Below are 25,672 nucleotides of genomic sequence, written 5' to 3'. Positions count from 1 at the left end.
TCCACTCACTATGGCGAAGCGCACGACCCGCGCGGCGGCTGGCAGCAAGCGCAAGAAAGCTAGAACCTTCGACGTCCGCCGGGACACGCTCGATTTCCGGGACAAGATGTATGTTCCGACGCTGATCGAAGTGCCCACCGAGCGCGAGCTGGCGCGCTATCGCGAGCATCGCATCCCCATCCTGAATCAAGGATCCGAAGGCGCCTGCACAGGTTACGGCCTCGCAACAGTCGTGAACTATCTGCTGACCACTCGCAAAGTGGTGAGCGATTGCAATCCCGTCAGCCCGCGCATGTTGTATGAGCTGGCGAAGCGCTACGACGAGTGGCCGGGCGAAGGCTATTCAGGTTCGAGCGCGCGTGGCGCGATGAAAGGCTGGCACAAGCATGGCGTTTGCTCCGAAGCGCTGTGGCCTTCGGTCGCCACCAAGAGCAACAAGGGCCAGTTGCTGACCGGACTGAATGACGGGCGCACCGCCGATGCTCTGCGCCGTCCGCTCGGCGCCTACTATCGCGTGAATCACAAAGACCTGGTCGCCATGCACTCCGCAATCGCCGAAGTCGGCGTGCTGTTCGCCACGTCGAACGTGCATCAAGGATGGAGTGAGCCTGGCGAAGATGGCTTGATCGAGTATTCCGACACGCAGCTGGGTGCGCACGCCTTCGCTATCGTGGGCTACGACAAGCGCGGCTTCTGGATCCAGAACTCCTGGGGCGATGAGTGGGGCTACGAAGGCTTCGCGTGCATCAGCTATGACGACTGGCTGCAGAACGCCACGGATGTGTGGGTCGCGCGTCTCGGTGCGCCGATCGAGCTGAAGAAGAGCAGCTCGACTGCGGTCGCGCATTCCGCTTCGGCGGGCCAGTCGGCGGCATATTCCTATCCGGACTTGCGGCCTCACATCATCAGTCTCGGCAACGACGGCGAATTCAAGGCGGGCGGCAACTACGGCACATCGGCCGAAGAAGTAGCGCACTTGTTCAAGAACGAGCTGCCCAAGGCCATCGAGACCGCCGGCTACAAGCACATCCTGCTTTACGCGCACGGCGGATTGGTGAGCGAAAACTCGGCGGTTCAGCGGCTCGCGGATTACCGCTCGACCATGCTGTCGTCGGGCATTTATCCCTTCACATTCATCTGGCACACCGATTACTGGACCACCGTGAAGAACGTGCTCGACGACGCGTTCCGTCGTCGCCGGCCGGAAGGCGTGCTCGATGCCGCCAAGGATTTCATGCTCGACCGGCTGGACGATGCGCTCGAGCCGCTGGCCCGTGTGCTTTCAGGCAAGGCAGCGTGGGATGAGATGAAAGAGAACGCGCTCGGAGCGACTCAGAACACCAAAGGTGGGGCGCGCGCCGTGGTCGGTCATCTGAAGCGGTTGATAGACAAGCTGCCAGCCGCGCAGGTGCCGAAGATTCATCTCGTCGGCCACAGCGCCGGCAGCATCTTCCATGCGCCGCTGCTCACTGCGCTCAACGAAGCTGGCATCGACATCGAATCGGTCACGCTTTGGGCGCCGGCCTGCACGGTCGAGCTGTTCAAGCAGCACTACCTGCCTGCTCTCAAAAAGAAGCGGATCAAACGGTTCGCGCTGTTCGCACTCTCCGACAAGTCGGAGCAGGACGATCAATGCGCCAACATCTATCACAAATCGCTGCTTTATCTGGTCTCGCACGCCTTCGAGAATCAGCCGCGCATTCCGCTCTTTCGGGAAGGCGTGCCCATCCTCGGCATGGAAAAGTACCTGCGCAAGGATGCCGAGCTGGCGGCCTTGTTCAAAGGTGAGAATGCCAGCTTGGTCATCTCGCCAAACAACAAGCCGGTCGGTTCCATCGATGCCTCGACCTCGCTCCATCACGGCGATTTCGACGATGACGCCGCGACCGTGCGGGCGACGTTGCGCAGGATTCTGGGCGATGGCGTCGGCAAGAGCGAAGTCATCAATTTTCAGCGCTCGGCTTCATCGTTGCGCGAACGTCGTGTTCGAGCCGACAAGGCCGCGGGGTTTTAGGGGCCTCGCACTGGCGCGGCAACCGCAACGAGAATTGAATGGGCGTTCGCTCGCACTGAAGGTAATCCGCACGCGGAAATTTTCTCGTCGACCGTTCGCTGGGATCGTCCGGAGGACGGTCGACGATCAGATAGATGCCGACTGCCAGTTGCGTCGCTGCGATCTTGCCCGCTGCGAGCTCCAGCACCCGGGCCGTGCCCTTCGGTGCGATCACGATACGCCACGGCGGCACGTTTTCTGCGAGCGCCAGTACTCGCATCTGACGGCTGAGAAACACCACGTCGATGTTGAATCGCATTCCGAGCGTGTGCACGCTGCTCCCCGGCATCAAGAGCAGGCCCTCATGCTCGGACATGCTTCGGCGACGTAACAAGCCCATGCATCGCGAGCGGAACGAACAGGCCATGTGCACGTGACGCACGATGCACCGTCCAGTGGCGGTGCGTAGTTCCAGGGGTTTCATTGGCTTCCTTGCACTCCTCGATTAAAACAAGTCGAGCGCGCCTGCCTCCAGCAGCTGAATCACGATCGGAAAACCGATGATGATGAAGGTCGTGGGAAACAGCAGCGCGATCAGGGGGAACAGCATCTTCACCGGCGCTTGATTCGCCAGCTTCTCGGCTCGCAGGAATCGCTCCTGCCGCCTTTGGCGTGCTTGATCAGCCAGCACGTCGCCCAGTGAACCGCCCGTCTGCTCGGCTTGCGAGACGGCGGCGGCGAAGTTCGTAACCGCCGGCAACATGACTCGGGCGGCGAGCCGATCGAGCGCTGCCCGACGTGAAAGCCCGGCGCGCGATTCACGCAAGTAGCGGGAGAACTCCTGCTTTACTGGCCCTTCACGCAGCGCGCCGACGGCTTGCTCCAAGGCGGCAATGAAGTTCAGGCCAGCTTTCATCGCGAGGACCAGCACGTCCAGGAAAAAGGGGAAGTCCTTTTCAAATCGTGACTGACGGCGCTTTGTGACTTCGCGTAGCCGGAGGTCGGGGTAGAGAAACGATAGGGGGACGATGGCGATCGCGATTGTTATGTGGAGCGGGTCGCGCAGGTTGAACCCTGCGATCGCGACCACTGACGCAGTCGCGCCAACGACACCGACGACGCGGCGAATGATGAGGAATTCCGCGGGGCTGATCATGTATGCCGCGCCGGCCGCGTCGAGTTGTGTTTGAAGCACCTCACGCCGCTGCGTCGTGAGCGCCGCGTCGACGGCTTCGCTGTACCAGCGCATGGCGGGCCGAAGGAGTCGCAGGAACCACGGCAGCTGGTCACGCCAGCCTTCATCGCGAGTAGGCGATGGTTCCGTGCCTGTGCGCAAGGCTAGCGGGAGGAGAAGGACCAGGCAGCAGCTCAGACTCGCCAATGACATTGCTAGGTAGAGGCTCATCGCTGCTACACGTCGATGCGCACGATCTTGCGGATCATCCACGCCGCCAGCGTCATCATCGCTGCGATGATCGACAGCACAACCCAGCCATACCACTGCGTGAACAACAGACTCATGCGTGCAGGTTGCTGCTGATACAGGACGAAGCCGATGAAGACGGGCAGTAGTCCGACCACCCAACCTTGCGCTCGGCCCATCGAGGTGAGCGCATCAATCTTGCCTTCCATGTGCGCCTTCTCTTGCAGCGTTCGGGCAAGCGATTCGATCGTGTCGGCGAGATTGCCGCCAACGTGGCGCGAAACATTCATCGCGGTGTTCATCAAATCCAGCTCGGGCGCACCGACGCGCAGGCGCAGATCATTGAGCGAATCCGCCAACGGCCGACCAACGCGATGCTCCGCGAGCACGATGCTGAATTCCTGACTGAGCGGCACGGGTTGACGCGCAGCCATCAGCTCGAGGCCGCGCGCGAGATTGGAGCCTGCTCGTAGCGCCGAGCTCAGAGCGAGTAGCGCGTCCGGGAGCTGGTAGACGAAGCGCTTGCGCCGTTGCGTGGCGATGCGCTTTGCGATCAACCAGGGCCCGATGAGGCTTGCGATTGTGGCGCCGATCAAGCCCACTGGGCCTGCTAAGGCGTAAGCGAGTGACCCTGTGGCGACGGTCATGATCAGGCTGATCGCAAACAACGAGCGTGGGCTCGTGAGCACGAAGCTCTGCTTCAAGCTGGCGCCGACGCCGGCGATGAAGGAGCGGCGGTAGCTGAGCACAGCTCGCAAGGCCAGTGCTGCCATTAGGAGCGCAGCGATCGCCGCGCAAACGATTGGCGTCAAAGCTGTGTGAGCGAGCTGTTCCATGCTTCGTTTGCTCCGATCAACCGACGTCGGAAAAGATGCTCCGGTCCAAGTGGACGCCCGCCTCGTCCAAGGCTTCATAGAACGCCGGAGGCTGACCGTGTCCTTGAAAGCTTCCTACCACCGCTCCGCGCGCGCCGATGCCCTTTTGACGAAAGTGGAACAGTGGCTGCGTGAGAATCACATCTCCTTCCAGCCGTTCGACAGCAACAATGGCCGTGACCCGCCGCCGTCCATCGCTGAATCGGGACAGCTGCACGATCACGTCGACGGCCGAAGCGATTTGCTCGCGAATCGCACGCACCGGCAGTTCCATGCCGGCCATCAGCACCATCACTTCCAGGCGCGACAGCAGGTCTCGTGGTGAATTGGCATGTCCTGTCGTCAACGAGCCATCGTGGCCCGTGTTCATCGCCTGCAACATGTCGAGCGCTTCGCCGCCCCGGCACTCGCCGACGATGATGCGATCGGGCCGCATGCGAAGCGCGTTGCGCACCAGATCGCGAATCGTCACTTCGCCGCGACCTTCGACGTTCGCCGGCCTCGCTTCAAGCGACAGTACATGCGGTTGCGCGAGCCGCAGCTCCGCCGCGTCTTCGATGGTGACGATGCGCTCGCTACTCGAGATGTATTCCGATAGCGCGTTGAGAAAGGTCGTCTTGCCGGTGCCGGTGCCGCCCGAGACGATGATGTTCTTCCGATACTGGACACAGATCCTCAGAAACTCCGCCATCGCTGCGGTCAGCGCACCGATGTTCACCAGTTTCACCATGGAGTAGCGCTGGCCGGCGAAGCGCCGGATCGTCAGGATGGGACCGATCAGCGATAACGGCGGAATGATCGCGTTCACGCGCGAGCCGTCGGGCAGTCGTCCATCGACCATGGGCACGCCTTCGTCGATGCGACGGCCCAGTGGCGCGACGATCCGTTCGATCACGCGCATCAAGGATTCGGCGCTGATGAAGCGAGCGGGTACGGCGGACAGCAAGCCGTCGCGCTCGACGTAAATTCTGTTCGGACCGTTCACCATGACTTCGCTGATCGAATCGTCGTGCAGGTACGGTTCGATCGGGCCGTAACCCATGATCTCCGCGGCCATCTCCTGCACGAAGCTGTTAAGTTCGATACTCGGCGGCAAACGAATGGCGCCCGATGCGAGGATGGTCTGGATGGCCTGCTTCGCTTCGGCTCGCAAGTCCGTGCCGGCGAGTGTGTTCAACGCGGTGCGGCGGAATAGATCCAGCTCACGCAGGACCAGCGGCTGCAGTTGTTCCTTCAAGGCCGCTGACAACTCGGCATGTGGTGTGCTCATCGTGCGCTCCTTCGCGGCTGGCTGCGTCAATCGAGATAGCGAAGATGGGTCCAGGAGCGTCGTATGTGCTCGGCGACGTGCCTCAACTTGCCCTTCAAGGTGACGGCTTGCATCACGACCATCGGCCTGCCTTCGCGATGGCCACAGAAGACTCGGACGTCGACGGGTATGTTCTGGGCTTCGGCCTGGAAGGTGGTTTCGTATCCGATGAGGTCGCCGTACTGCGAAGGGCTGATTTGCTCGGGTGGCTGCGTGCGATAACGAATCGCCATCTGCTGCAGCACTCCGTGCGCGGCTGCCTCGAGCTCATCAGGCTCGAACTGCAATACTGGTGCGATCGTCCAGCTCATGTGTGTCGGCGGATAGGTGAGCGCGGGCGTTTCGGCGGTAAAGGTCAGCGAGTTGGGACTCTGCTTCAGCCTGGTTTCCCACTCCGGATCGTGCTCGGTCCAGATCTCGAGGTTCATTTCGGTAACGCGATGAATGTTCATGGGACGGCCGGCTCTGGTTCCTGCGATGGCGTCGGTCATGCTTGTTGCGCACAGGGATGCGATGAGCAACGTTGCTCGCTTCATGGTCCGGCTCCGTGCGCTATGAGGCCGACCAGGAAGGTGGTGGTCGTTGCGATCAGGCCAGTCCAGTGATTGGTTCTTTTGAAGGCGTCCCGCCAGTTCAGGCGAGACAGCATCAGAAACATCACTAGCCAGATGAGGGCATACGAGAGCACGAAGCGGCCGATGAGATTGCCGAGTAGGTAGGCGGTCATGCGAACGGCCTCGCGGTGAATTTTGCTCTACGCACGGCTTTCGTTCGCGCGTGAGCTCGCTTGCAAGATGGCTTGCTTTTGACGAGGCGGTTGCTTCGTTCGTACGCGTAACTTGTGGGACGGCGGATGCTTGCTACGCAGCGGCAATTGCGTGCGGATCTTGGATCTGTGTGGAAGGGTCGACGGTTTCGCGGTTTCATTGGCGTTCCTTGCCTTTGGTTCCTGCTTGGGGGGTGTTTGGTCTCGCCGTTTGTCCTTATGACGGGGACCGGTTCAGTACTTGGTCTAGGGGCGTGTAGATCACGCGGAGTTGCTGCTCTGTGATGTTGGTGTGATCGGCTAATAGCTGGCGCGCCTGGTGGGCGGGCTCTTCCAGGCCAATGTGCCATTCAATCGGCACGCCGCCCGCTTTCGCCGCGGCCCGCACCTGGCGCTTCGCTTCGTTCAACACTGGACCGTCCCAGCCGCGCAGGCCCCATTCCTTGGGGTGTCTCTTCAAACGTCGGAACAGCTTGGCGTAGAGCAGGACTTTGCGGTCGGGGTCGTAGCCGTCGAAGTTGATGCAATGGACGGTGTACTTGCGATTCGCCGGGGCGCCGCTGATGAACTGCTCGTAGACCGCTTCCTCCTTGTCCGGCGGCCAGCCTTCGATTGCGTACGTCGCATCGTTTACCAGCCCAAATTCGTCGAGCACATCCCTCACTCGCTTGCCTGCGGCGACGTCGGCTGGGTTGTTGGCGTCGGGCATGTGTGGGGTTGTTTCAATGAGGATGCCGTTGGCGAAGGGCTCGTGACGGATGTCGGGAGGGAGGCATTTCGAGAGATGCGGGAAGGGGAGGTAGAAGAGCCATTGGCCGGCGTAAGAGTCTCGGTGGCCTGATCTAACGGCATTCTCCCAATTCTTCAAGGAAACGCCGCCGACGTTGCAGCGCCACACTCTCACAATTGCCTCAAGCAGACGTGCAGCGAGCATTCGGCTAGGACGTCCTTTTCCCGAGATCTTCAACTTTGCTCCGGCACTCGAATCGATGCCGGCTGCACCACCGCGAACACTGAGATCGATGCCCCCTTCAGCGATAGGAACTATCGTGTCTGCCGCCAAACCAGATGTACAGAATGCTGCGGCAAAGCCAATGCGGCTCAGAGAACCCGGTTGCAGTTGGCCATCGGCGCCCATTTCCAGATGGTTTCTCGCTCCGAAAGTAGAGCTAGCGATCTCACTTATCGCGTTGTCGAGATCGCTTAGATCGCTGGCAACTACTGTGGCACGCTCACTTCCAATGACAGTTAAGTTGTCAAACGCCTCTGGATCAACTCCGCGCAACGCGATGAGTAACTCGCGCGTCCGGCTTTGAAAGCTACCAAACGTATCAGGCAGGCCGAACTGTGAGCTTCCCCAAATCGAAACTTGGTCCATGGCTTGCTCTCGGCCTCTTAACCTGTGATATCCGAAATTGGAGTGTAAATAACTACGATTCTGGCTCTGTCAGCGCGCACGTCGATCCCTTCGTCCAAAATGCTTGAGATCCGTAGGGCCATCTCCTCGTCGACAACGCGCCATTCGATAGAGGTATCAGTAGTGCGTAACGCGTCTATCTGGCTGCGAGCCTCCTCGACCAGTTTCTCAGATAGTGCACGCTTCAGCGGCTCATACCGACACTTATCCCCCAACGGGCACTCCTGCGTCCAATGCTTCGCATCTAACAACACGTCGCGGTCCGCGTCGTAGCCGTCGAAATTGACGCCGTTGACATTGTACTCAACGCCGCGGGGCGCGCCGGTAATCAGCTCCTGGTAGCGGTAGGCATCGTTGTCCGGGCGGGTGATGGAGGACCAGGCGCCGGGGCCGCCGTCGGTGGCGCCGAGGGTGAAGTTGCTGGGGCTGCGAGGGACGGAATAGCGGACGCGGAGAGTGCATGTGGCGTTGTGCGCCCAGACGCGCTCGTCGCCGATGAAGTAACTCTCATCCTCCGCGACGGTGAGATTGAAAACCTGCAGCGGCGCATCCACGCGGCGGTTCTCGAGCACCAGCGTGTCGCCATCCGCAGTGGCGATCGGTGCACCGAGTGCGATGTCGCGAACGGCGGTCCAGCCGCGGCCCTGCACCCATAACGGATGCTCTTCCGTAACCGCAAACCGCGATGCTTCAGTCGCAACGAAGTGATAAGAAGACGCGCGTCGCTCAAAGGTGTGAGTAACGAGTCGCGAGCGATCGGCATAGTCGTGCTCGCTGCGCGCATCCACCCAGTCGCCAGGCTCGAGCGATTGAATGGGAACATCGCGATCGCCGCTCCAAACCGAAGTGTCGGCGGCGAAGCTGGCGCAGCCGAGTTCACGCTTGGTGGCATCGGCCGCCGCCCGAAGTTCGAGGCGGCCGAAGCGGGCGAGCTTGGCCGCGAGCTTGAGCATGAACGCCGGGCTGACATAGCTGCCCAGCACGCGACCGCGATCGAACGCATCGCACTCGATGAGCTGGCTGAGGTCGTGACCCAGCGCGGCGCCGATGATCTCGGCGGTGCCGACGGGGTCCTCCATGAAGGACATCGCCAGCTCATAAATGCCGCGCGCCGTTTCGATCGGATCGGTGATCGCAGCGACGAGATCGCCGATTTGATCGCGCAGTCCTTCCCAGAACCCGCGGACAAACTCATACGCGTCGGCAGCAAGGCTGCGAAGCTCATCCCAAACGCGGCCAAGCGCACTTCGATCTTCGGCAACGGGCGCGTCCGGTGCAGCAGCCGTGCAAAGAGGCGGCTGACTGGCAGTGCCGGAACTACCGTCGCCGCTGTCGTGATCTCCAGCATCGCCACCAACCGAATCGGCAGGCGACGCCTCTCCCTCGCCGAAGCCGAAGAACCCCTCACCGAGCGAACTACCTGCGTCGTCTGCAGATCCCGGCGAGCTATCCGTATCGCCCGACGCATCTTCACCGCCGTTGTGACTTTCGCCCCCGCCCGGTGCGCCAGCACCAGCAGCGAATCGTTCGACTTCTGGAAGATCCGCACGCGAAACCAGCAGCTCGCTGAAGCGCAGCGGGCTTTGCATGCGCACGGTCGCCGTCGACGTGATCGGCAATCGATTCCGACGCAGCAGCTGCTGATCGAACGCATCGCTATCGCGCGTCAGCCCTAGCAGGCGCGAGATGAAGCCGTTGATCAGCGGAACCTTCAGCTCATATCCATACGTAACCTCGACGCGCAGCAGGTTCGCGTCTTGAACGTTGAGTCCGCCGCGGGCTCCCGGCTGCGTGTCGCGAGCGTGGAGGCGATCGTTTGGCAGCTCACGAACGCCATCGACCTCAATGGCGAAATCGTCGAACGCTTCACGCGTCGGGTTGAGGATGCGAATGCGCGCATCGGTGAGCAGTTGGCTTTCAAGCCGAGCAACCGACTCGGCGACGCCTTGCAGAGAAGCGTCAGGTGAACTGAGCGGCGCCAGCCCCTGAGCGAGGCCTCGTCGAATGGCGGCGGGAGTCGCATTGGCAACAGCGCCAGCGCGGGCTGCTTGTAAGGCGGCATGATTGAGCGTCGCCTTCGCCTGGTAGACGAAGCCGAACTGAATCACCGCCAGCGTGACGACCAGCAACACCGGCAGCGCAATCGTCGCTTCGACGATTGCAGCTCCGTATTGCCGCCACGCGCGGCGTGTCGTTTTGGTCACATCCATGTGACGCTCTCGCTTCCTTGCGATCTTCAGTGATCGCTAGTCTTTCAGCCGCGGCTTGAGTGCTTCGTCCGATTCACGTTTGAGCCGGTCGAACCGTTGCACGCCTTCGCTCACGGCATTCGAATCGGCGCCGATGATTTCCGGCGTGACAAGCACGACGAGTTCCGTCTCGCCGCGGCGAAACTGTCGCGACTTGAACAACTCGCCAATGACCGGCAGCGCGCCGAACCCCGGAAGTTTCGTGACCGTTTTCGCGTCGTCGGCACTGAACAGTCCAGCGACGACCATCGGCTCGCCGGAGTGCACGTTCATTTCTGTATTGGTCTTACGAGTCGCGAAGCCGGGAATACCGAGCACCGAGTTGGCTTTGTCGACGCTGCTCACCTCGACACCGACCTTGGTGCGAATCAGTCCGGCATCGTTGGCGAGCGGCTCGACATTGAGCAGGATGCCGAACTGCTTGAAGACGACGTTGAGCGCGCCGTCCTGGTTCTGAACGGGGATCGGCACTTCGCCGCCCACAACGAAGTCGGCCTGGCCGCCACTGATGCAAGTCAGCGTCGGCTCGGCCAGCAGACGAGCATCGCCGCGGTTCATGAGCAGATGAATGACCGAGTCGAGGCTCGATGTCAGCCCCACACCGTCCTCCGTGCTGAACACGGGTCCCGCGGCAACGTCGGCCCAATCGACACCGATATCGCGCAGCGCCGATTTGCGGACTTCGATGAGCTTCGCCTTGATGAGAATGGTGGTCTCGGCTTCCAGCGCCGGCGCTGGTGTCACGATGGGATCGACGATGCCGAGCACTTGCACGAGGTAAGCAACGCTCGACCCGTCACGAGACCAGATGCGCAGATCGGTCGTGCCCGCTTTGCGCCCGAGCACCAGAATTTCCTGAGTATCGTCGAGCACTTTGATGTCGATGGTCGCGCCGTCGCCGGCCGACACCCGTTTCGTGCCGGGTGAGCGAATCAACAAGCTTTGACCGACCGGCACCGACAGAACGCCAACCGGTGCATGCTCGAGCGCTTCGGTCGCCGGAGTACCGAGCATCAGCGCACTCATCAGCCAAGCGCCGACTAAAAGACTGACGCTCATGATTCAAACCCCGCCGAGGATCACTTGAACGCGCAACCGCGGCTTTGCAGGAACCTCCGCCGTGTCGCCTCTCAGTAAGCTTGTTTTCGTGACCCGAGCAATGCGCGTGATCGTTTGATCATTGGACTGACGAAGCGCCACCGTGATTCTTCCCGCTTCTTGCGCGAGTGTGATCTTGGCGGCGTCGGACGGACTCACCGCGACCGTAATGGTTCGGAACGGACCAGACTGCAGTCGATCTGGCAACGAATGTTCGTTAGTCTGGGTTCGCAAACCGGTCGCAATGACGGGTACCGAGAACAGCAGCGGCAAAGTGACACTGTCATTCGCGGCCGCCGTCGTAAAGAGCAGATCGATGCGATCGCCCGGCGCGAGCATGCCTGCAATCGAGGCCTCTTCATCGACCGGGAATGTCAGCGCACGCATCCCTTCCGGAAGCTGCGCGGAGAATCCTGCGCCTGCGCCCTGAGCAAGATGCGAAGTCAGAATCGTCTCGCCGCCGCGAACGGCGCGTGACAGTACTCGCCCAGCAATCTCACTCCATTGTTCCGAGCGCACCGCATCTGCGTGCAGGAATGTATTGGGTACTTCGCGAACCGCAACCGTCTGACCTGAAAGCACGGAGCCGGGCGGCAGGTCCGTCTTCGCAACGACGACGTTGATCAGCCGATACTGCTTTTGCAGTTGCTCGCGCTCCGCTTGCACTTCGCCAGCGATATAACCTTTAACGAAGTACGCCGCGCCCCCGCCAGCCGCGAGGGCGCCACCCAGCATGAGTGTGGTGATCCAGATACCTTTCATTGCTCGTTCCTTGAGCGACTTGACATCAGAACGGGACCATCAGAACGGAATCATCAAGGTCCAGGAGAATTCATCGTGATGCTCGACCAGCAACTCCAACGCTGCCTGCGCGCCTCGCCACACCACCATCAATCCGGCGAGGATCGCGAGGTATTCCGCTGTACCCCAGCCGCGTTGGTAGTTCATGACTTCTTCCAAGTGACCACGATTGCGGTACTCGCCGGGCGCGCCGCATCGGGAATAATCACCAGCAGTGCCTGCTCCGCCTGACGCTGCGCTTCAAGCACGAAGCCGCGATAGCTCTCTCGCGTTGGGCGCGTGTCGATGATGTTCCAGCCGTTGGTAATCAGGAGCTGAGAGAATGCCTGTGCTTCGATGAACGGTGCGCGTTCGCTGGACAGACTGATGTGTTCCGACTGCATTCCTGAGTCGTCGTACTGCTGCAGATTGACGATGCGAGCCGTCGACGGCCGTGGGAAATCCGTTTGCAGTTTGAGCCCGCCGGGATCGAGAGCTGGGCTGACCAGAATGGTCCCCTCGCTTCCCGAAGCCGCACGGCGCGCATGGACAGTGATGAAGTGATCTCGCGACTTGAGCAGCAGCACCTGCCACGATGAATTCACTGAGCGGCGCACGTCATGACTGCCTGACGACCTCAGTTCGGATTCGTAGTGAGCGAGGACTGCGTCCGGCGATAGCCGCGACTCGAAGGTCTTGAGCGACATCGGCAAGCCATTCATTCGCATGTTGCGAGCGATCCATTGCGTCGAGCCCTGAGGCGGAGCAGCGAGATCTGGCAAAGCCGTGCGTTCGGCATTGGCTGGCAAGACCAACTCGATGAGAAGTATCACGGTCATTCGGAAGGGCTTGGTCAGCACGGCTCACTCACCTTCCCGCTCGACGACGTAGGCGGAGGGCAGAGCATTGGAGCGAGGGCGCAGTTTCGGGTCCCATCCATACTGACCTTCGCCATACAGCGGGCCACCCTTGGTCGGCGCCTGCATCGAGAGGATTCGTCCCGGCAGCTCGAGATCTTCGATCAGCTCGTTGGCCGTGATGCCGTCCACTCGTCGGCCGAATTCGTTCTCATCACGCGGTGACCACGTGTCGCTCAGCAGGGCGCCAGTTGCACGTTGAACAAGAGGAGACTCGCGACCTGCGAGCAGCGGCCGAACGTTTGCTTCAATGGTGGCGCTGGCGAAGGAGCGACGATTCAAGTTGAGATCGTCCATCCTCAACGCATTGGCCGCCACGCCGACCGGCCCCGTTCCGTGCGCCAATCCAGGCACGAGCACGTAGCCCGCATCGACTGGAACCATGTCGTCCGAGGATCGAAAGGAAACAGCACTTCCGACAGGCGTGGTGAGCAAGGGCTGCCGGTAGTGCCGCCAGAGCGAATTTCGTGACACGCCTTCCGAACGCAGAGAATCGATCGCCACAATGCCCGTGCTTGGATCGCCAAACGACCGATCGAGCGCCTCCATCGTGACCTGCGCTTCCGACTTCGCATTGCCGCTCCACACGGTGCGCTCCCACACCGAGTAGCGAAGCGCGTCGAAGCTTTTATGTTTCACATCCAGCTGCTTGCCGAGCAGTGCGATGCAGCCGAGGAAGGGTGAAAGCACGGTTAAGGCAACGATAGTCTCGACCATGGCGTTGCCGCGATGGGTAGCACGCATGATCAAAAGCTCCAGGTGACGGGGGCGAGCTTCGCTTCCCAGAACGGATTGAACAGATTGGCGTACTCGTGCCGGCGCTCGCCTAATGACGCGAAAGCCGAGCCGCGCGGCCGTCGAAACTCCACGCGAGCCACGGCGGCAACGGCCAACGGTTGAGCCGTCGCAGTCATGCCGAGCAGATCCACGGTCGCGACGGTTGTCTGGGCCTTGGTCGCAATCGCGGCGATGCGAAGCGAGGTGTCGCCAGGCGACCCGGCAACGTTGTAATAGGCCGGCACGCCTGAATAGTCCGAGTCGAACTCACGCGCGGTCGCGGTACTGACTCGATCGCCGATTCGTTGCCAGCTGCGCCAGCCGAACACACCCCGAGTGCGAATCTGCAGCTGATCTTCCGCGCGCCAGTCCGCCAAGCTTGCGTTCTGGTTGACCGCAGTGGCTCCGCGCTTGCGCAGCTGAACCGCGAGCAGGTTCTCTCGCCAGCCGCGCTCACCGACGATCCAACGCTGCAGATCGGCGTTGCCGCGCAGGCTCGCATTTACCAGCTGCTGCATGGAGTTGCTATCGCGGCTGGCGGTGTAGCGCTGAATGAACGCGGGTATCGCTGCCGATTGCGTCATCAGTTGGGCTTCGAGCAGCGGCTGCAGCTCGTCCGGCATGCGCGATAGAGCATCGCCGTCATTGATGCGAATGTGCAGGTCGTATGTGCGGCCCGTCTGCTCCATCAGATTCTGCACGTTGCGAAACGCGAGCGAAGCATGGGCTTCCGCCTGCGCGGCGCGGATGTTTGCATTCCACGCGTCGAGGGCCGGAACCGTGATCTCCGCTGCTTGCTCGGTCGCGTCACGGACCTGAGCGGAAATCTGCTCGGCCAGGTCCACGTACTGGCCCACGTATGGAATCCACTGGGTGACCCGGTCGATCGCCTCGATCGAGTCGTTGATGTATCGCACCCAGCTCACATAGGAGATGAAGTGCCCGACGGCGACGTGATTGGCGACCATGGCTCGATTCGCATAGGCGATGAAGTTGAGATGGCGTGCGGTCCATACCGCACCGCTGTACGCCGCGGCATCCGCGGCGTTAGCGACCTGCGATCGTTCCGTGACCTTCTGCCCGGTGTTGAACATCACAGCCAGCACGGCACTGCTGATGAGCACACCGAACAGCGCGACCGGCGCGACCTGCCCGCGATGACGGTTACTGAGCCGCATTGGTTTGCTGGTTGTAAGTGGAGAGGCTGTCTGCCTGAGCCGCGCGGTTCTGAGCAGTCGTCGCGGAGGCCTGTGCGTCGGTGATGTCTTGTGTGGCCGACTGGCCCGCCATCTCGCGACTCATGCCGGCCATTTGGTTTTGCAGTACATCGCCGAACGCTGCGAACAAGCCGATGCCGGCTACCGCCACGAGTGCGGTGATGATGATGTATTCGCTCATTCCCTGGCCGCGCTGTGCATTGCGCGAGTGCGCCATCGACTTGATGCGTTTGCTATCCATTGCAGGTCTCCACGGGTTGGTGGCGACACAGTAATTGCGTGGGCCTGGCGAAAAACGCCAAATACATGCGCGTTCGTCGAGAAATAGCCGTGCTGTTTGCCTTTAGAGCATGAACGGGTATCGTCACAGCACCAAAAGACGGGAGGACGCGATGCGTTTAGCAGTGAAGTTGGCGTTGGGATTGGCTGCCGTCGTCGGTTCGGCGCAAGCCGCCGAGCCCACTCAGCCCATCGTGCTGAAGGCGGCTTATCTGTTCGATAGCAAGTCGGGCAACCTCACGAACGGCGGCGCCGTGCTCGTGGAAGGCGACAAGATCAAAGCGCTCGGCTCACAGGCCGCGCCGGCCAATGCGAAGGTGATCGATCTCGGCGATGCGACGCTGCTGCCGGGCTTCATCGATGCTCACACGCACATCACGAACGAAGGTCACGACGATTTCTACAAGGGCTTCCATGCGGACATGTATCGGTTCGCCGCCGAGCAGTCCTTCTACGCCGCGACCTATGCAAAGCGCACCATCGAAGCCGGCTTCACCACCGTGCGCAATGTGGGCGCGGGTGAGTTTGTCGACGTCGGTTTGCGGAATGCCGTCAACGCCGGCTTGACGCCGGGCCCGACGATTCTGACGGCGGTCCACTCGGTGGGCTCCACAGGCGGTCACTGCGATCAGGGTCCGTTCCCGCCCGATCGCATCGCGCCGCTGGGCGTGATGGACGGTGTGTGCAATGGCGCCGACGAGTGCCGCGCGGCCGTGCGCTATCAGCTGAAGTGGGGCGCTGACGTGATCAAGATCTGCTCGTCCGGCGGCGTGCTTTCGGAAGCCGACCCGGTGGATGTGCCGCAGCTCACGCCCGACGAACTGAACGCGATCATGTCGGAAGCTCACGCGTGGAAGAGGAAAGTGGCCGCGCACGCGCACGGCGATCTCGCTGCCCGTCAGGCCGTCGAAGCCGGTGTGGATTCCATCGAGCACGGCAGCTTCCTCAGCGATGAGACGCTGAAGCTGATGAAAGCCAAGGGCACTTACCTGGTGCCGACACGGTTGGCGGTCTGGTGGGTGAACCAGGTGGCCGACAAGTTCCCACCGGCGATTGCAGCCAAGGCCCGCGCGACTCTGCATGAGCACGAGCGCATGTTCCGCTCGGCGATGAAGATTGGCGTGCCGATCGCGTTCGGCACCGATTCGGGGGTGTCGCCTCACGGCATGAACGCGAAGGAGTTCAAGTTGCTGACGGACATCGGCATGCAGCCGGCCGCGGCGCTGATCTCCGGCACCCGTGAATCAGCCAGGTTGCTGGGCATTGCCGATCAGGTGGGCACGCTGGAAGCGGGCAAGATCGCCGACATCGTCGCCGTCAAAGGCAATGTGTTGAACAACATCGCCGCGACGGAACAGCCCGTGTTCGTGATGAAACACGGCGTGGTGGTGAAGCAGCCGTAACGAGGCACTGCTCTAGCTGAAGCGCTTGGCGAGGAATTCTTGCCAGCGCTTCCTCGCCAGCATTTGATAACCCTTGTCGAAGTGCGGCGACGAGGATTGGTAAAAGCCCGGACCGGCGCCTCCATATAAATAGAGCTCGCGCCGGTCCGGCTCGACCGCGACGAAGCGCCCCAGCCAATTCAGTTGCTCGCGGGAGATGGCCGGATCCGCGGTGCCGGCGTGAAACTGAACCGGCACATTCAAGCGCGCCAGCAACGTAATCAAGTCCGGCCGGGGATCGGTCTGGGATTTTTCGGCGGATTCGATGGGTGTGTACATGGCGATCACGCCCACCACGCCGAGCGGATCGTTCAGCGCCATCCGTAACGCCGTGTAACCCGCCGAGCCGAATCCCACAATCACGACAGGATTCGCGTTCGGCATATTGCCATTCAACGTTACGATGCCGGCGCGCACGTCGCTCTGGACATCGCGGCTGAAGGCCTCGCTCAGCATCGCGTCGGGATGAGTGGAAATCTTGGCGGTACCGCGCTCGGCGCAGTCGACGATCAGCGCGACGTATCCAGTCCGCGCGACCTCGCGCGCCATCTCTTGCAGTTCCTTGGGAATACCCGGGCTGTCGTGAAGGATGACGACAGTGGTGCGGTTGTCCGCGCCCATCGGAGTCGCGACGTACGCTGGCAACAGCGTTCCGGCGTTGTCGACGGTGAGGCCGCGTGCCTCGATGTCCCACACTCGAGCGGCGGCATCGGCCACCGCCGTCGCGCCGAGCGCCGACGCAGCGGTCAATTGCAGAGCCGTAGCAAGGAACTCCCGTCGCGTTGCTGGTGGCTCATCTTCGTCTAAACATCCCAGGCACATACCGCCTCCCGCAGCATGCTCGTCGCATGCGCGCTCATTATCAGCACGAGAGGCGAGTGCGCAAGGATGGGGCCCGAAGATGTGAACTGCCGCTCACCGCTTGCTCGCCGCACGTTCGGTATCGAGCAACACCCGCTTGCGCTGCATGCCCCAGCGATAACCGCCCAGCTCGCCCGTCCCGCGCACGACGCGATGACACGGAATCAACAGCGCCACTGAATTGGTGGCGCACGCCTTCGCAACCGCTCGCGCCGCGCTGGGTTTGCCGATAGCCGCCGCGACTTCCGCATATGACCGGACTTCGCCATACGGCACCTTCTGCAAGTAGCGCCACACGATCAGTTGGAACGCCGTCCCTCGCACGTCCAGCGGCAGGTCCAATCGCGGCTCGAGGCCTCGGAGGTGCCGATTGAGCGCGCCCATCCATGACTCGAACTCGGTGCGCGAGCTGTCCGGCATCGGCTGCACGGTAGCGGCGGCGAATTGCAGCCGCAAATCGTCGAGCAGAGCCTGATCGCTATCGCCAAACTGCAGGAAACAAATGCCGCGATCGGTGGCGCCGATCATCATCAAGCCCAGCGGCGTCTGGCCGCTGGCATAGGAGATGGTCAGCCCTTTGCCACCGCTGCGATATTCACTCGGCGTCATGCCGAGCTGGCCATCCGCCTTCTCGTAGACGCGGCTGCCGGAACCGAAGCCGGCTTGATAGATCGCATCGGCGACGGGCGCTTCGTTGCGGAGCTCCTTCTTGAGCATGCGAACGCGCGCGGCCGTCTGATATTCCTTCGGGCTGCTGCCCATGATGGCCTTGAAGCTCCGCTGCAGATGGAACGGGCTGTAGCCGGAACGCTTGGCGAGTTGCTCCAGGCTGAGCTTGCTGTCCGGCGCGGCGTCGATTTGCCGGGCCAACTCGTGCACCACTTGATTCAGCACATTTGCCGACGCGCCGGTCGGGCGACAACGCTTGCAGGGTCGCAACCCAGCGCGCTCCGCTTCTTCGGGGGTCGTAAAGAAACGAACGTTCTTGCGCAATGGCCGGCGCGAATTGCACGAGGGCCGGCAATACACGCCGGTGGTCATGACGCCATAGAAAAACTCACCGTCGCGGCTGGCGTCACGGCCCTGCACGGCGCTCCACAACTCCTCGTCTTTGGCATTCGACATGGCGGTTCTCCTCTTTGCCTGGGTCGCAGTTTTGCGTGCGGCCGGCTCGGAAGATTCCCGCCTCTTGCTGTGCAATTTTTTGGACTGATGCTTGGCCATGTCAGCTGCCGGAAGTGTAGCCCGCCCCTGGCGAAAGTGAGCACCGGGCATGGCTCTTCAGGGCCGGTGCCCGCTGCCCGTTGGTACGCTGTAATCCAGCCTTCGATATGCAGAATACGCCGCCATGAACAAGCTCATCAAAATTGTCGGGGGCTCGTTGGCGCTGCTGGCGGCCGGTGCCGCTATTGTGGCCGGCGCAGCAGTGGTGCTCAGCGAACGCAAGATGAATCGGGTGGTCGACGTGCCGATTGCATCGGTGAACTTCGCTTCCCTCAATCCCAACCTGGAGCGCGGTGAATATCTCTTCCAGACGCGTGGCTGCACGGAATGTCACGGCACTCGCGGCGAAGGCAAGACGGTGATCGACGATCCGAGCACCGGTTTGTATATTTCCTCGCCGAACATCACTCGCGGCGGCGGCGGGGCGGCCGCGGATTACACCGATACCGATTGGGTCGCACTCCTCCGACACGGCTTGACGCCCGACCGCACGCCGATATTCGTCATGCCGAGCGAGGATTACGCTCAGATGGCCGACGAGGATGTGGCGGCGCTGGTCAGCTACATTCGCTCGATGCCGCCGTCGGCCGAGCGCAAGGCGGAGATGCGCATCCCGCTGCTGGTCAAAGCGTTATATGTCGCCGGCATCGCCCAGGATTCGTCGGAGAAGATCGATCACACCAAAGCCGCGCCGAAGCGGGTGCCGGACGATCAGCACGCGCAGGGCGAGTACATCTCGAAGACTTGCATCGGCTGTCATGGCCAGGGCTTTGCCGGCGGCCCGATTCCGGGGGCTCCGCCCACCTGGCCTGCGGCGGCGAATCTCACTGCCTCGCCGGACAGCGCGATGACGACTCGTTACGCTTCTCTCGAACAGTTCCGCGAGATGATGCGGACAGGCAAACGCGCGGATGGCAGCAGCATCGGCGTGATGCCTTTCGAAAGTCTGCGAGCGATGAGCGATGCCGAACTCGATGCGCTGTTCGGGTTCTTGAAGACCCTGCAGCCCAAGGCGTCCGGCACTCGCTGATCGGCGTCCGTTATTGGCCGGCGGCGACTTTCTTGTAGCCCGCCGGCGGCTCGAAGGACTGCGGATCCACCTTGTCCGTGCTGACGGACACGAGCTCGGTGCTCATTCCCATCAAAGAGAAGAGGCCGCCCGGCAGTTGCGCGGGTGGCGCTGCCGCTTCGGGTGCGGGCGCGGCCTTCTTCTTTCCGAACATTCCGCCAAACGCGCCGCCCAGTGCCTCGCCAAGACTCGCCGGCGAAGCCGTGCTTGGCTGTTGACCGCCGGCTTGCATCTCCTGAGTGCTTTGGCACTGCGGGCCGCCCACGCCCAGACCGAAACTCAACTTGACCGGGTAGCCTTTCACATCGCGCATCTTGTTCGAGACTTCGCCCCACAGGCCTTGGTAGCGCCCGAACATGGACTCGGCGCGCTCGGCGAAATCACGCGAACCCGAAGTCGCCAGGCCCATCTTCTGTGCGAAGGCCAGCTGATACGCTTGCGCTTCTTCGGACGCCTTGAAATCGGGCGCGACCCACTGATCGAGCACCAGGCCGAAATCGCAAACCTGCCCCGTCTTCTTGTCCTTGCACGATTGCGTCGCGGTGACCGTTACTCGCTCGGCTTGATAGCCAGCGATGGCGGCTTTCTCGCCAGAGCGGATGACCTCACCCTTCGGTTCGGACCATTCGCACTGTGAGTCATCGACCCCCGAGGTTCCGCGTTGCTGCGCCGCCTGCGCCTCCTGCATCTGCTGCGAGACTTTCTCCATCTGAGCTCGGGTCTCGGCGAAGGTGGTTTCGGTATAGGTCTTCTGCTTGTCGTTGACCGAATACATCTTGTCCTGATCCAACCGAACGATCTCGGTGGAGTCGCCGATACCGCGCGCGAAGGTTCGCATCAGGCCGGATTCGAACTGCAAGTTGCTGTCGGTGCGAGCTCGCTGGCCCGAGATCGACGTGGTCGTCGTGCCGTTCATGTTGGCCATCTTCATCATCCCGGCGCCGCTGATACTCATGCGCTCGGTGATGATTACGTCGGCCTGCGCCGCATTGCTCAGAATCGCGGCGAGGGCGCCTGCCAGAAGGGCGCGCGTAGGAATTGTTCTGAACGATTGCATCGTAACCTCCATCTCCGAACTTCAGTGCCGGTCGAAGGTAACTAACGCAATCCTCCGCTCATTCCTGCCACTTTTGCAATCGCAAGTTCAGCGCACGCAAGTGCGCCGCCGCAAACGCTCTCGCTTCGATTTCGTAACAGTTATGCCAGTAACCGTTTCTGGCTGACTCCTGCAGATATCTCCAGATCGTGAGCCGCCGGGTCTGCCACTGTCGCAGCACATGGAAGTACTCGTGCAGGATCAGCTCGGGATCGTTCCAGAAATCTTTCGCTGATCCGCGAAGCAAGATTCGACCGCGTCTTGTCGTCGCGCGTGCACCGAGGTGCATGCGTGCGTACAAGGAATTTTCGATGACGCGAACGTGATCTACAGATTCGCCGAAGACTTCGCGAAGTGCGCTGGCGATGGGGGCGGGGATGGAGGAGCGATGGCCGAGCATATGGCCGCCCGAGCTACTTTCCGATGCAGAACGTGACTTTTACGCGCAAGCGAATGATTCAGCGATACGTTCTAGGCTACGCACCCAGAGCTGCGACACCAACTTGGGCCTACCGACCGGATGCTCGATGCATAGATGTTTGGCATCGGTTTCGACCGATTCAAACTGGAGAATGCCGCCTTCGATGATGCATGTCCTGTCATTGGATCTGCCCACCTACGCCTTTGAACTTTTCGACGAAAGCAGCGATTTTCTGGAAAACGCCTTGCTTTTTCGTGAGGTACTGCGGATTCAGCGGGCTCATTTTGGGCAGAATGCCATTGAGCTCGGTGCCATTATCGCTGGCGAACTCCCGTTTTAGCGAGGTGGTGATGTAACGCTTAGCCGCCTCGGGATTCAAGTGCTCGGCATCGATGAGCTCCAGCGCCTCACGCTGTTGTTCCGCTTGAGCAAAGGCGAAGAAGGCATCGATCACGCTGGCCTTGTCGCGAAGCCGATCCAGTTCGGTTTGGTTGATGAAATCGACCAGCAAGCCTTCTTTGGCGCGGTTGCCGAGGCTGGAACGAATCGCCCGGCGCACATCTTCAACCAGGGCAGCTTTTTCCTTTATTTTTTTGTTTTTTTCGAAAATCAATTCCAGGATGTAATCAAGATTGATTTCCAGCGACTTGAGCAGGTCCACCTCGAACACCACGTCATCCCAGTCGATGGTGGACTGGTCATTGTCGTTGCCTTCTTTTTGACGGCGCAACCAATCCCGGATGTCGTTATAGGCTGAACGGTAATCCTGAATCTTTCGCTCGGAGGGAATCCTGATGGCCTGCAGTGTTGCCAGATCATCGTCGCTCAAATAGTGGTGCGCCTTGAAGGCATCGAGGGCCTGAGGATCGCTCAGGTCGATGTCCTGCAAGGCTTTCAGGCTGGCGAATTCGTCGTAATTCTGCAGCACGTTCTCCACGCGCAAATATTCGCCGAACAACTTGGCAAACGCCTTTTTGTCGGACTCTCTGACGATTTCCGCGGGATCTGGAAAACGCTGCTCCAATTCCCTCACCACATCCATGAACCCGCGTCGCGCTTCACCGGTGAGCACGTCGGTGAAGCCTTCCATGTATTCCTTGTAGCTCTTTTCCAGCACCACGTTCCTGGTGTTCTTGTCACCAAACAGGATGATGGCTTCGACTGTCGCCTTCTCCAGGTCGCGGAAGGTGACGATATTGCCAAAGGTCTTGGTGGCGTCATGAATGCGGTTGGTACGAGAATAGGCCTGAATCAGACCGTGGTAACGCAGATTCTTGTCGACAAACAAGGTATTCAGCGTGGGGGCATCAAAACCGGTCAGGAACATGCCGACTACTATCAGCAAGTCGACATTCTGGTTTCTGACGCGCTGGGCCAGGTCACGGTAGTAGTTCTCGAACTCTTTGCTGTCCACGCCGAAGTTGGTTTTGAACAGCGCGTTATAGTCGGCTATGGCTGCGCTCAAGAACTCTTTGGCGCTGCTGTTCAGGGCGGAAACTTCAAAGCTCTCATCCGCAATATCGCCCACCGCGTCCTGTTCTTCATTGGCGGCAAACGAGAAAATGGTGGCGATCTTTAGCGGTTTTTCGCTGTCTTTCTGCAGGGCTTTGAACGCCTCGTAATACAGCTTGGCGGCATCTACACTGCTCACGGCAAACAGGGCATTGAAGCCCTTGCCGCCCGTCCGCAGGCGGTGAGTTTTCCGCCGGAAGTTGTTCAAGATGTAGTGTGCAACTTCGCGGATGCGGTCAGGGTGCAACAAGGCCTGCTTGTTTTCCGCCGCATTGAGTTTTTGCTCGTCCTGTTCGCCTTCGATGGCCTTGAACCGTGGGCGTACATCGTTGTAGTCCACCTTGAACTTGAGCACCTTGTCATCACGGATGGCGTCGGTGATGACATAGGAATGCAGCTGTCGGCCGAACACGGTGGCCGTGGTGTCGGCCCCCAGGGCATTTTGCGGAAGAATCGGTGTGCCGGTAAAGCCGAACTGATAGAACCGGTTGAATCTTTTCTTCAAGTTCTTCTGTGCTTCGCCAAACTGGCTGCGATGGCATTCGTCAAAAATGAAAACCACTTGCTTGCTGTAGATCGGCAAGTCGTTTGCACTTTTCATCAGATTGTTGAGCTTCTGGATGGTGGTGACGATGATCTTGTTGTCATCCTTGTCGATGTTGCGCCTGAGCCCGGCGGTGCTGTCCGATCCGTTGACGCTTTCGGGTGAGAAGCGCTGGTACTCTTTCATGGTCTGGTAATCCAGATCCTTGCGATCCACGACAAAGAATACTTTGTCGACGAACTCCAGTTCGGTGGCCAAACGCGCTGCTTTGAAGCTGGTCAAGGTTTTGCCGGAACCGGTGGTGTGCCAAACGTAACCCCCGCTTTCCGTGTTGCTCCAGTTCTTGGCTTGATAGGCGCTTTTGATCCTCCACAAGATGCGCTCGGTGGCGGCAATCTGGTAAGGGCGCATCACCAGCAGGGTATCGCTGACATCAAATACCGAGTAATGCAGCAGCACATTGAGCAGGGTGTGCTTCTGGAAAAAGGTCGCGGTAAAGTCTTTCAGGTCCTTGATCAAACTGTTATCGGCTTGCGCCCAGTTCATGGTGAAGTCGAAACTGTTCTTGTTACGCTGCGTCGTGTTGGCAAAGTAACGGGTGTCGGTGCCGTTGGAGATGACGAACAACTGCAGGTACTTGTACAGCGACTGATCGCCGTTGAAGCTTTCCTTGCTGTAGCGGTGCACCTGGTTGAAAGCTTCACGGATAGCCACGCCGCGCTTCTTCAGCTCGACCTGCACCAGCGGCAGGCCATTCACCAGCACGGTCACATCGTAGCGATTGGCGTGGATGCCAGTTTGTTCAAATTGCCTTATTACCTGCACCTTGTTGCGGGCAAGATTCCTTTTATCGAGCAAGTAGATGTTCTGGATGCGGCCATCGTCAAACACGAAGTCGTGGATGTGGTCATCATGAATCTTGCGCGTTTTTTCGACGATGCCCTCGCTGGGCTTGTCCAGCCAGGTTTCCACGAGGCGCGACCATTCGCCGTCTGAGAACTGGACATTGTTCAAGGCTTGCAACTGCTCGCGCACGTTGGCCAGCAAGGCCTCGGGCGTATTCAGACCGGTCGGATGTTCATAACCCTGATTGACCAGGTCCTGAATGAATTCACGTTCCAGATCGCCTTCGCTTTGATAGGTATCGGCAGCCCGCCATTGCTTGGTGTACTTGTCGAGTACAATGAAGCTGTTCGACTCGGCGGTGGGTTTGATGTCATCAACCATCCTGCACCTCCTGCTGCTGCCAATAGCCATACTTGTCAATCAGGTTGTTGAGCAAGAATTTTACAGTTTGCTTCTCTTGCACCGTCGGCTCGGTGACGGTCTCATCGGACAGTGTGCTGTGGCTGGTGAATTGGATGATGCGGTTCAAATAGGCCTGCTTGTCATCGGGTAAAAGTTCCGACCATCGCGGATATCCGAGGAAGCTGGCTGTTTTCTCGTATAAATTGCGTAGCAGCGTAAAGTGATATTTCTGCACCTGGTCGTTGGCAATCGCCTGCTCAAGGGTTTGTTTCAAATACAGGTGATACGAAAAACTCTTGTTGGAGTCGCCATGCTTTTCCACAAGGGCAAAGGAGCCAGCTTCAGAACGCTCCAGAAGATAACAGGCCCTGGAGTTGAGCTCGTTGTAGAGCACGTTGTAAAACAAGGGGCTATGGGTTGTGATGACAAACTTCAGGTCGGATTGGCTGCTTTTGATCAGCCCCGCCAGATTGACGGCTAGCTCGATCAGGTGGTTTTCATCCAGCGAGCTTACTGGATCGTCAATAAACACGTACTCCAGCCGATCGAAATCGTCGGTCTCACGCTCAGCAGGTTCTGAAATATTGAGGATGCCAATCACCTGTTCCAGCAGCGTGTAGAAAATGCTCCAGATGAAATTGCTTTCTTCGCCTTTGGAGATTTTCAGATTGCCCGAATGTTCATCGTCGCCGCTCTCAAGCGAAAACGTCACCTCTGAGAAGGCCTTCACCGCAATCTCTTTGCCGTCCTTATCTCTGCGTTTGTATTCTTCGTTGAACCGTGGCGTGAGCTTCTCGTTGGTGTAGTGCTGGAAGTTCGTGATGATGTTGCGGTCTTGGCCTTGATTTATCAGTATCCAGTCGGTAAACGAATTGGGCTGAATTCTCAACTTGGGCTCTGCATCCAGCTCTAAATCGTTATCCCAGTAGAACAGATCTTCGGTGAACGCGTTGTAATATAGGATCCTGGTGCGCGACAACTCGGGCCGATCTTCATCGGCATCCCCTTCGCCACCGTTGCTCTTGGGCGCAACCAGCCGTTTGAATTCCCGCGACAGTCGCGTTTTGCCATTGCCATTGAATGCATAGATCAATTGCACTTTTTTGTTGGTGCTTCTGAGTTGCTGAGCGATTTCCGCTAGCGTCTTGCTCATGG

At 60.1% G+C, this 25,672-nt stretch carries 24 protein-coding genes; 3 read left to right on the top strand and 21 right to left on the bottom strand.

Translation table 11 applies throughout. The features are described from left to right. The first annotated feature begins 10 nt into the window (after nt 1-10). On the top strand, nt 11-2,014 hold the full coding sequence (locus tag GYH35_RS23580) for a C1 family peptidase (RefSeq protein WP_161829627.1): 2,004 nt from the start codon (nt 11-13) through the stop codon (nt 2,012-2,014). Here GYH35_RS23580 and GYH35_RS23575 read toward each other — a convergent pair. The 15 genes from GYH35_RS23575 to GYH35_RS23505 form a co-directional block, all read right to left on the bottom strand. Continuing rightward, nucleotides 1,944-2,477 (bottom strand): DUF192 domain-containing protein, encoded by a 534-nt coding sequence (locus tag GYH35_RS23575; protein ID WP_161810221.1) that lies wholly within the window; start codon nt 2,475-2,477, stop codon nt 1,944-1,946. The two genes, GYH35_RS23580 and GYH35_RS23575, sit on opposite strands and share 71 nt — an antisense overlap. A 21-nt stretch (nt 2,478-2,498) precedes the next feature. Continuing rightward, a complete protein-coding gene (locus GYH35_RS23570) occupies nt 2,499-3,083 on the bottom strand; it encodes a type II secretion system F family protein (RefSeq protein WP_161810222.1) in 585 nt (194 codons plus the stop codon). A gap of 320 nt (nt 3,084-3,403) precedes the next feature. Next, entirely contained in the window at nt 3,404-4,189 is a 786-nt protein-coding gene (locus GYH35_RS23565; protein WP_161810223.1) for a type II secretion system F family protein, read from the bottom strand. Nucleotides 4,190-4,268: 79 nt separating this feature from the next. Then, nucleotides 4,269-5,561, bottom strand: a complete 1,293-nt coding sequence (locus GYH35_RS23560) for a CpaF family protein (protein WP_161810224.1) — start codon at nt 5,559-5,561, stop codon at nt 4,269-4,271. Nucleotides 5,562-5,587: 26 nt separating this feature from the next. Then, the gene (locus GYH35_RS23555; protein ID WP_161810225.1) at nt 5,588-6,136 is read right to left on the bottom strand and encodes a hypothetical protein; all 549 of its coding nucleotides are present in this window, start codon (nt 6,134-6,136) and stop codon (nt 5,588-5,590) included. Next, nucleotides 6,133-6,327 carry a hypothetical protein gene (locus GYH35_RS23550; protein WP_161810226.1) on the bottom strand — a complete coding sequence of 65 codons (195 nt, stop codon included), beginning with the start codon at nt 6,325-6,327 and terminating at the stop codon, nt 6,133-6,135. The genes GYH35_RS23555 and GYH35_RS23550 overlap by 4 nt, the downstream gene beginning before the upstream one ends. A gap of 256 nt (nt 6,328-6,583) precedes the next feature. After that, nucleotides 6,584-7,744, bottom strand: a complete 1,161-nt coding sequence (locus GYH35_RS23545; protein WP_161829626.1) for a hypothetical protein — start codon at nt 7,742-7,744, stop codon at nt 6,584-6,586. Nucleotides 7,745-7,761: 17 nt separating this feature from the next. After that, the gene (locus GYH35_RS23540; RefSeq protein ID WP_161829625.1) at nt 7,762-9,993 is read right to left on the bottom strand and encodes a TadE/TadG family type IV pilus assembly protein; all 2,232 of its coding nucleotides are present in this window, start codon (nt 9,991-9,993) and stop codon (nt 7,762-7,764) included. Nucleotides 9,994-10,029: 36 nt separating this feature from the next. Then, entirely contained in the window at nt 10,030-11,091 is a 1,062-nt protein-coding gene (locus GYH35_RS23535; RefSeq protein WP_161810229.1) for a type II and III secretion system protein family protein, read from the bottom strand. A gap of 3 nt (nt 11,092-11,094) precedes the next feature. Continuing rightward, nucleotides 11,095-11,892 carry a Flp pilus assembly protein CpaB gene (gene cpaB / locus GYH35_RS23530; protein WP_161829624.1) on the bottom strand — a complete coding sequence of 266 codons (798 nt, stop codon included), beginning with the start codon at nt 11,890-11,892 and terminating at the stop codon, nt 11,095-11,097. A 39-nt stretch (nt 11,893-11,931) separates the two neighbouring features. Beyond that, on the bottom strand, nt 11,932-12,078 hold the full coding sequence (locus GYH35_RS23525) for a hypothetical protein (RefSeq protein WP_161829623.1): 147 nt from the start codon (nt 12,076-12,078) through the stop codon (nt 11,932-11,934). After that, nucleotides 12,075-12,770, bottom strand: coding sequence for a hypothetical protein (locus tag GYH35_RS23520; protein ID WP_161829622.1), 696 nt, complete (start codon nt 12,768-12,770; stop codon nt 12,075-12,077). Before GYH35_RS23520 ends, GYH35_RS23525 begins: the two co-directional genes overlap by 4 nt. A 3-nt stretch (nt 12,771-12,773) precedes the next feature. After that, nucleotides 12,774-13,571, bottom strand: coding sequence for a hypothetical protein (locus tag GYH35_RS23515; protein WP_161829621.1), 798 nt, complete (start codon nt 13,569-13,571; stop codon nt 12,774-12,776). 2 nt (nt 13,572-13,573) lie between these two features. Next, entirely contained in the window at nt 13,574-14,782 is a 1,209-nt protein-coding gene (locus tag GYH35_RS23510) for a pilus assembly protein TadG-related protein (protein ID WP_161829620.1), read from the bottom strand. Next, nucleotides 14,769-15,062, bottom strand: coding sequence for a Flp family type IVb pilin (locus tag GYH35_RS23505; protein ID WP_202624540.1), 294 nt, complete (start codon nt 15,060-15,062; stop codon nt 14,769-14,771). The genes GYH35_RS23510 and GYH35_RS23505 overlap by 14 nt, the downstream gene beginning before the upstream one ends. 151 nt (nt 15,063-15,213) lie before the next feature. On the opposite strand from GYH35_RS23505, the gene GYH35_RS23500 reads away from it, so the two are divergent. Beyond that, complete coding sequence (locus GYH35_RS23500; RefSeq protein ID WP_161810235.1) at nt 15,214-16,503, top strand: metal-dependent hydrolase family protein; 1,290 nt, start codon at nt 15,214-15,216, stop codon at nt 16,501-16,503. Between the two features lie 12 nt (nt 16,504-16,515). On the opposite strand, the gene GYH35_RS23495 is transcribed toward GYH35_RS23500, so the two are convergent. Then, nucleotides 16,516-17,292: a dienelactone hydrolase family protein gene (locus GYH35_RS23495; RefSeq protein ID WP_161829619.1), complete on the bottom strand. Its 777-nt coding sequence runs from the start codon at nt 17,290-17,292 to the stop codon at nt 16,516-16,518. 165 nt (nt 17,293-17,457) lie between these two features. Then, nucleotides 17,458-18,528, bottom strand: a complete 1,071-nt coding sequence (gene ada, locus GYH35_RS23490; RefSeq protein WP_161810237.1) for a bifunctional DNA-binding transcriptional regulator/O6-methylguanine-DNA methyltransferase Ada — start codon at nt 18,526-18,528, stop codon at nt 17,458-17,460. A gap of 223 nt (nt 18,529-18,751) precedes the next feature. On the opposite strand from ada, the gene GYH35_RS23485 reads away from it, so the two are divergent. Continuing rightward, nucleotides 18,752-19,657 carry a cytochrome c gene (locus tag GYH35_RS23485; RefSeq protein ID WP_161810238.1) on the top strand — a complete coding sequence of 302 codons (906 nt, stop codon included), beginning with the start codon at nt 18,752-18,754 and terminating at the stop codon, nt 19,655-19,657. Between the two features lie 10 nt (nt 19,658-19,667). Here GYH35_RS23485 and GYH35_RS23480 read toward each other — a convergent pair whose 3' ends face one another. From GYH35_RS23480 to GYH35_RS23465, 4 genes are all read right to left on the bottom strand, one after another. Beyond that, nucleotides 19,668-20,753 carry a hypothetical protein gene (locus GYH35_RS23480; protein WP_161810239.1) on the bottom strand — a complete coding sequence of 362 codons (1,086 nt, stop codon included), beginning with the start codon at nt 20,751-20,753 and terminating at the stop codon, nt 19,668-19,670. A gap of 58 nt (nt 20,754-20,811) precedes the next feature. Beyond that, nucleotides 20,812-21,192 carry an eCIS core domain-containing protein gene (locus GYH35_RS23475; RefSeq protein ID WP_161810240.1) on the bottom strand — a complete coding sequence of 127 codons (381 nt, stop codon included), beginning with the start codon at nt 21,190-21,192 and terminating at the stop codon, nt 20,812-20,814. A gap of 199 nt (nt 21,193-21,391) precedes the next feature. Then, complete coding sequence (locus tag GYH35_RS23470; protein WP_161829618.1) at nt 21,392-24,496, bottom strand: type I restriction endonuclease subunit R; 3,105 nt, start codon at nt 24,494-24,496, stop codon at nt 21,392-21,394. Then, entirely contained in the window at nt 24,489-25,670 is a 1,182-nt protein-coding gene (locus GYH35_RS23465) for an ATP-binding protein (RefSeq protein ID WP_161829617.1), read from the bottom strand. The genes GYH35_RS23470 and GYH35_RS23465 overlap by 8 nt, the downstream gene beginning before the upstream one ends. Nucleotides 25,671-25,672 lie beyond the last annotated feature (2 nt).

This window comes from Steroidobacter agaridevorans (genome assembly GCF_009932555.1).
In the GTDB taxonomy this organism is placed as follows: Bacteria; Pseudomonadota; Gammaproteobacteria; order Steroidobacterales; family Steroidobacteraceae; genus Steroidobacter; species Steroidobacter agaridevorans.
Note: the sequence above shows the minus strand (reverse complement) of the source record. Positions and strands in the feature narration are given on the sequence as shown.